We start from the raw sequence: 7124 nt of genomic DNA on the forward strand, positions 1-7124 counted from the left end.
TCATAAACGGCTCCTACTTTCAAATTATAATTCCATAATTAGTATTTATTTCGGAATTTGGCGCGAAATAATTCAATTGGACCCCATCAATGAAAACAATAGACCTAATCAGTTTCGCCGGACACAAAGCCCTCATCAGGGTTGATTTTAACGTACCGCTCGATGAAGACTTCAACATAACCGACGATAACCGTATAACAGCGGCCTTACCAACCATCAATAAAATATTGAAGGATGGCGGCTCTGTCATCCTCATGTCGCACTTAGGCAGGCCAAAAGATGGCCCTACCAACAAATACTCGCTCAAACACATTGTTCCTCACCTGGCCGACCTGTTAGGCCAGAAAGTTGAATTTGCCGACGATTGCATCGGTCAGCAAGCTATCGACGAGGCTAAAGCCTTACAGCCCGGCGAGGTATTACTCCTCGAAAACCTCCGCTTTTACAAAGAAGAGGAGAAAGGCGACGTAGCCTTTGCCGAAAAACTATCCAAACTGGGCGATGTTTATGTGAACGATGCCTTTGGTACTGCCCACCGTGCTCATGCCTCAACTTCCATCATCGCACAGTTCTTCCCCCATGCCAAATACTTTGGTTACCTGATGGCAGGCGAATTGGCCAATGCCGAAAAGATACTGAACCATGCCGACAAGCCTTTTACTGCTATTATGGGTGGTTCCAAGGTTTCCGACAAGATATTGCTCATCGAACGCCTGCTCGACAAGGTGGATAACCTCATCATCGGCGGTGGCATGGCTTATACCTTTGCCAAAGCTGCAGGCGGTACCATTGGCAAATCATTGGTAGAGCTGGATAAGCTCGACCTGGCTACCTCGTTAGTACAAAAGGCTAAAGACAAAGGTGTGAAGCTTTATCTGCCAATCGATACCATCATTGCCGACAGCTTCTCCAACGAAGCCAAAACCGAAGTTGCCCCAACAAATGCTATTAAAGATGATTGGATGGGTTTGGATATCGGCCCCGAAACAATCAAAGCTTTCAGCGCCGTAATTGAGTCATCAAAAACCATCCTTTGGAACGGCCCGATGGGCGTGTTCGAAATGGAGTCGTTTCTTATCGGCACCAAAGCCATTGCAAATGCTGTGGTAAAAGCAACCCAAAACGGTGCTTTCTCGTTAATCGGTGGTGGCGATTCGGCAGCTGCGGTGGCTAAATTCGGCCTGACCGATGACGTAAGCTACGTATCAACCGGTGGCGGCGCATTGCTTGAATATATGGAAGGTAAAGAACTGCCGGGCGTAAAAGCCATTAACGATTAAGGCTTTCTATGCGTTATATATTTGAGGCTATCCCAAAAAGGTAGCCTCTTTTGTTTAAACATCAAACCCTGTTAAAATGGATCCTTACAACATCCCATTCCAAACCGTCAACTGGTCATCCATTCCCAAAACAGAGCATACAGGCGATACCGGTATTGCCCACTGGCAAACCATCCAATTTCCCGGCTTGCGCATTCGCCTTGTGGAATACTCTGCCGGTTACATTGCCGACCATTGGTGCCAAAAAGGCCACGTACTGCATTGCCTCGAAGGCGAATTTGTATCCGAACTCAGCGACGGCCAAACCTTCACCCTCGCCAAAGGCGATACCTATGTCGTGTCCGATGAGATGAGCAGCCACCACTCCGTCTCTACGAACGGGGTCAAGCTCTTTATCGTCGATGGCGACTTTTTGAAACACGTTACCGGATAAGCCTCTTTTTTGCTACATTAGCGGGTAAACATTTCAACTATGCGTAAACTACTGACCCTATTGATCATTTTTGCGGGCTTCTCTGCTTTCGCCCAGCAAGGCTTCATGGCGCCCGACGCCCAGTACATTAAAGACAACTATGTCAAGTTCGAGTACCAGATACCCATGCGCGATGGCAAAAAGCTCTTTACCTCGGTATATGTCCCTAAAGACAAGTCGAAGGAATACCCCATCATGATGGACCGCACGCCCTACAGCGTTGCCCCATACGGCGCTGGCTACAAAACCAGCCTCGGTCCGTCATCGCTGTTTGTGCACGATGGCTACATCTTTGTTTACCAGGACGTGCGCGGCCGCTTCATGAGCGAAGGCATCTTCGAGGAAATGACCCCCGAAAAAGATACCAAGCCCGGCAGCACCGTTACCGACGAAGGCTCTGATACCTACGACACCATCGACTGGCTCATCAAAAACATACCCGGCAACAATGGCAAGGTAGGGGTGTGGGGCATATCATACCCCGGCTTCTTTACCACCGCCTCGCTGCTGAGCCGTCATCCGGCATTGGCTTGCGCATCGCCGCAGGCACCCATGGCCGACCTTTGGCGCGATGACGGCTGGCATAACGGCGCGTTCTTCCTCGTGGCCAACTTTAGTTTCTATCCCGGCTTTACCAATCGCCAGGACGGTACACCCACACAGCGCCGCGGCGGCCGTTTTGTGGCCGGTACCGAAGACGGCTACAAGTTCTATATGGACCTTGGCCCGGTGCGCAACACCAACGACAAGTTCTATAAAGACACCATCCGCCTTTGGAATGAAATGCTCGATCACCCCGATTACGACCAGCATTGGAAAGACCGTAACGTGCTGACCCATCTTACCGATATCAAAACCCCTGTTCTGGTTACCGGCGGCTGGTACGATGCCGAAGACCTATATGGTGCCATCAATACCTATAAAACCATCGCAAGGAACAACCCGCAAACCCCGGTTTACTTTTGCATGGGCCCTTGGGTGCACGGCGGCTGGTCGCGCGGCGATGGCGACCATTTGGGCGATGTCGACTTCGGTCAGAAAGTTGGCCCTTATTACCGCGAGAACATTGAGTTCAGGTTCTTCAGCCATTACCTCAAAGGCACCGATATGGACCTGCCCACTGCCTCCATGTTCGAAACAGGCACCAACCAGTGGAAGAGCTACAAGACCTGGCCACCGGTTGAAGCAGCCGAAAAGAACCTCTACTTCCTTCCGGGAGGCAAACTTTCCTTTGAAGTGCCAAAATCCGTTGGCACCTTCGACGAGTTCATATCCGACCCCAACAAACCCGTTCCCTTTTGGAATGGCATTGATATGGACATGAAACGCGAGTACATGACTGCCGACCAGCGCTTCGCCTCCACCCGCCCCGATGTGCTTACCTATCAAACCGAGGTGCTTGACCACGATGTTACCCTTGCGGGGAATATTTGGGCCAACCTTAAAGTATCAACCACCGGTACCGATGCCGACTTCATGGTCAAGGTCATCGACGTATATCCCGACTCTGCAAAGAACAACCAATGGACGGCTCCCGGCGTTTTTATGGGTGGCTATCAGCAAATGGTACGCAGTGAGGCCATGCGTGGCAAGTACCGGGTAAATATCAGCAAGCCTGTTCCTTTCATCCCCGGTAAGGTAAGCCCGGTAAACTTCGAGCTGCAGGATGTGCTGCACACCTTTAAAAAGGGCCACCGTATTATGGTACAGGTGCAAAGCACCATGTTCCCGCTTGTGGACCGTAACCCGCAAACCTTCGTCAACATTATGAAAGCCACCGAGGCCGATTTTAAAAAGGCCACACATCGCGTGTATACGTCGGCTACCCAGGCCAGCTATTTAAAAGTGCGCGTTATACAATAATATTGCCCGGGCCGTTGCTCTAAACGGCCCGGGTTTGTCATGTTTTTCGTGTTTTAGTTCCTTCTAAACATTCATTTTACGGCGGGCTTATTCCTATTGAATATCCACTTTTGTGGAAAAAATGTTTAAATGTGGAAAAATACCCGTCATTTTATTTTTTATTAGTAAATATCTTTCCTTTTTGTTTTGCTGAAAAACCTTGTTTTTAACACGGAAAACGCATTTTTTTTCAATCACTGATTTTTATACCTGTGTGATTCAATAGCATTTTGAATTTTTTTTACAAAACATGAAACAAAACAAAAACCATCACCGTAAAAGGAACTAAATAAGTACCCTCAATAAAATTTAAACATAAAATGAAAACACTAAAACTATCTATCACATCAGTACTTGTACTGTTTAGCGTATTGACCGCATCAACGGCTTTCGCTAAACTACCACCGGTCGACTTGAGCATTGCACCTGTTAACCTGTCTGTTGACGCGCCTACATATGGTAACACAACCGTAGGTACCGTTAATACTAACATTTCGCCTTACATTACCGGCAACACTTCGCAAATGGCCAACGCAAGCGGTAGCTCGATGGACAGTTTCGTAAATGGTCAGTACTATAACTTTTTTGGCTTTTGGTTCCAATACAACAACGGTAACTGGACCTATGCCCCAAACTATCCTATCAACTCGGGCCTTATCTTTTTATTGATAGCCGGTGTAGCCATAGGCGTTAAGGTAATCTCCAAACAAAACAAAAAACTTAAGCTATCTGTTTGATAATTTGAGTATTCGTTAGCTTTAGTTCTTTTCATCAATTATACGAGGGCGGACCATGTGGTCTGCCCTTGCTTTTTTTGCGTTTTTCTTCTATTTAATGTAAAAAATTCCAAAAAGTAGAAAATCATAAATCACCCACTTTTTTTTAAATGCCCTTAATTGCTTATTAAGGGCATTTTTTTATGATTATTGCCCCCGTGCCAAAACAGGCATGCCAATTGTAATTACCTGTATCAAAACAGTGTAATTAAAAAACAAAACCCGTTGGGGCAATCAATAAACAATCATCATCATGAAAAATTTAAAACTATCCATCGCATCAGTACTTGTAATCCTAAGCTTGTTCACTGCATCATCGGCCATGGCTAAATTGCCCCCGGTTGATTTAAGCATTGCACCTGTAAACTTATCTGTAGGTGCGCCTACTTACGGTAACGCTACTGTTGGCGACGTCGGCACAAATGTAGTTTCTCCTTATATCACAGGTAACACATCGCAAATGGCAAATGCTTCAGGCTCATCATTAAACGCAGGTTACGTTAATGGGCAATACTATAACATTTTTGGCTTATGGTTCGAATACAACAATGGTACTTTTACCTATGCCCCCAATTACCCTATCAACTCGGGCCTTATCTTTTTAATGATTGCCGCTATTGCTATCGGCATCAAGGTTCTGCTCAACCAAAACAAAAAACTCAAACCGCAATTTTCTTAAATTGAACATAATAATTTGGTGATTTATGGAAGGGCGAACTATCATGGTTCGTCCTTTTTTTTGTCTTAATTATTGCAACTCCAATATCCATTATAACGTAAAATAATATGCCACATATAGTTTATACAGCTTTAAATGCCAACACTCAAATATTTTTCCTATTTTTAACGTTAAATTATCATTTATTTAAAATGATGACCCCCTAAATAATTTAAGCATTAAAGCATACCCACTATGTTAGCGCAAACCTATTTAACCAAATGGAACCAGGTACCCAAAGCCGTAAGGCAGTTTTTGCTTAGGGGCCTCATTGTGCTGGTTGCCTGGAAAGTGCTTTACCTCTGCTTTTTAGCCCCGGCCCGCATACTCGACGGACCGCTTACCTACAGCGTGGGCGCCATGAGCGCCTCCGCCTTAAACTGGACTACCGGCTCACATGATTATACCTCCGTAGCCAACGCGCGCGATTATTCAACCCTAAACGAATCGGGCACCATACACCAGCAAACCATCATGTTCCAGGGCCAGCCCGTAGGCAACGTTGAAGATGCCTGCAACGGCCTCGAATTGATAGTGTTGTACGTCGCTTTCCTTTGACTGCTCCCATCAACCTTAAACCGCCGCGTTTGGTACACCGTATTGGGTGTTATAGCCATCTACATCGTTAACGTGGCCCGCTGTGCGGGGATATCCTACCTCATCATTTACTACCCGCAATATTCCGAGTTTGCCCATCACTATATTTTCGCATTTGTGGTCTATGCATTTATCATAACTTTGTGGCTGTTCTATTCAAACAAAGTAACCCTCCATGTCAAAGCCGATCAATAAACGCGTATACATCATCGCGGGTTTTGCCGCCATCGTATTGGTTTACTCGCTTTACAACGTCTTCCTGGTCGATGTAAGCTATTATAACGACATCCCCCGCAAGGTTCGCCATTTAACCCGTTTCGTTTCGGTGCTCATGGTATATGGTATCGGCATTTACACCCTCAAAAAATATATGGAAGGCTGGGTCATTAGCCTGTGGAATGTTATTTACCTGGTGGCCACCCTGTTGCTCATCATCATTGGTGTGTACGACTGGAGTGTGGGCGGCGCCTCATCCCAAATACGCGACGTAGCCAACACCCTGCAGGAGTTTTTGATATCGCCCCTGCTGTTCATCGTCATCTTCATCATTCACGATAAGCTGCTGCCCAAAAAACCTGCTGCTTAGTTCAATATAATTAATAATTAAACCCGTTCATAAATATTCCTCGAGCCCATCTATTACTACAAAAGGGGTCTAAGCGTATGAATATTTTCGCGGTCATTATTCGTTCAGCACTACATGAGCAAAGTTATATCGCAATAGGAACTCTTGACTCCTGACTCTCGGCTCTTGACTCAGTCTTCGCACGGGGGGAAAATGTAGGGATCTTTTCCCCATCAACATCAACCTGCAACTTTTCACTGCTACCGCTACTTTGCTGCGGGGGGGAAAAAGTAAGAATTTTTTCATCGCTCAAATCCTGGTTCAATTCTATAGAGTTCCCCTCTTGAGAGAGCCTGTCCCGACCTTCATTCGGGAGGCGGAGGGGTGTGTCCTTCACGGCGACAGGTAGCCCGCTATCACTATCCGCCACAGCTATTTCAGACTCAGCCCGCCTGCCGGACAGGCAGGAACTCCCGACTTCACACTCAGGGCTTCCATCCTCCACATCACCCACGCCGTTGTTGGTGTCCCGATAGCTATCGGGATCACCAACAACCGAAAAAACCCCGTCATCATCAGAACTCTGACCGCCGTCCTCCAACTTCTGACCTCCGACATCTGACTTCCGTCCTCCGACTTCTCAACCACAGTCTCCCCCATATACCAACCCGCAGCCCTCATCTTGTCCCCATCACGCTCCAGCAATTGTGCATACAATTCGTCGCTTACCTCTTGGGTAAAAGCCGCACTGGGCCGGGTTTGCCCGTGCTCCGCTTCAAAAGCAATATCTTCAGCCGTTTCCGTCCGGTCAACC

Annotated in this window: 9 protein-coding genes; 8 read left to right on the forward strand and 1 reads right to left on the reverse strand. The window is 46.9% G+C overall.

Annotated features, from left to right (window positions below):
• The first annotated feature begins 89 nt into the window (after positions 1–89).
• The 8 genes from QZX97_RS10140 to QZX97_RS10175 all read left to right on the forward strand — a co-directional run bounded on the left by QZX97_RS10140 (position 90) and on the right by QZX97_RS10175 (position 6331).
• Positions 90–1280, forward strand: coding sequence for a phosphoglycerate kinase (locus QZX97_RS10140; protein WP_295648188.1), 1191 nt, complete (start codon positions 90–92; stop codon positions 1278–1280).
• Between the two features lie 76 nt (positions 1281–1356).
• Positions 1357–1713 (forward strand): DHCW motif cupin fold protein, encoded by a 357-nt coding sequence (locus tag QZX97_RS10145; protein ID WP_295648185.1) that lies wholly within the window; start codon positions 1357–1359, stop codon positions 1711–1713.
• 39 nt (positions 1714–1752) lie between these two features.
• A complete protein-coding gene (locus QZX97_RS10150) occupies positions 1753–3615 on the forward strand; it encodes a CocE/NonD family hydrolase (RefSeq protein ID WP_295648184.1) in 1863 nt (620 codons plus the stop codon).
• Positions 3616–3974: 359 nt separating this feature from the next.
• The gene (locus QZX97_RS10155; protein WP_295648182.1) at positions 3975–4391 is read left to right on the forward strand and encodes a hypothetical protein; all 417 of its coding nucleotides are present in this window, start codon (positions 3975–3977) and stop codon (positions 4389–4391) included.
• Between the two features lie 292 nt (positions 4392–4683).
• Complete coding sequence (locus tag QZX97_RS10160) at positions 4684–5109, forward strand: hypothetical protein (RefSeq protein ID WP_295648179.1); 426 nt, start codon at positions 4684–4686, stop codon at positions 5107–5109.
• 234 nt (positions 5110–5343) lie between these two features.
• A complete protein-coding gene (locus QZX97_RS10165; RefSeq protein WP_295648176.1) occupies positions 5344–5706 on the forward strand; it encodes a hypothetical protein in 363 nt (120 codons plus the stop codon).
• Between the two features lie 42 nt (positions 5707–5748).
• On the forward strand, positions 5749–5940 hold the full coding sequence (locus QZX97_RS19095) for a hypothetical protein (RefSeq protein WP_363152308.1): 192 nt from the start codon (positions 5749–5751) through the stop codon (positions 5938–5940).
• Entirely contained in the window at positions 5921–6331 is a 411-nt protein-coding gene (locus QZX97_RS10175; RefSeq protein ID WP_295648172.1) for a hypothetical protein, read from the forward strand. Before QZX97_RS19095 ends, QZX97_RS10175 begins: the two co-directional genes overlap by 20 nt.
• A 411-nt stretch (positions 6332–6742) precedes the next feature.
• Here QZX97_RS10175 and QZX97_RS10180 read toward each other — a convergent pair.
• Positions 6743–7124: hypothetical protein (locus QZX97_RS10180; RefSeq protein WP_295664624.1), on the reverse strand; the 382-nt coding region annotated here is incomplete at its 5' end.

The organism is uncultured Mucilaginibacter sp. (genome assembly GCF_903893715.1).
Classification (GTDB): Bacteria; Bacteroidota; Bacteroidia; order Sphingobacteriales; family Sphingobacteriaceae; genus Mucilaginibacter.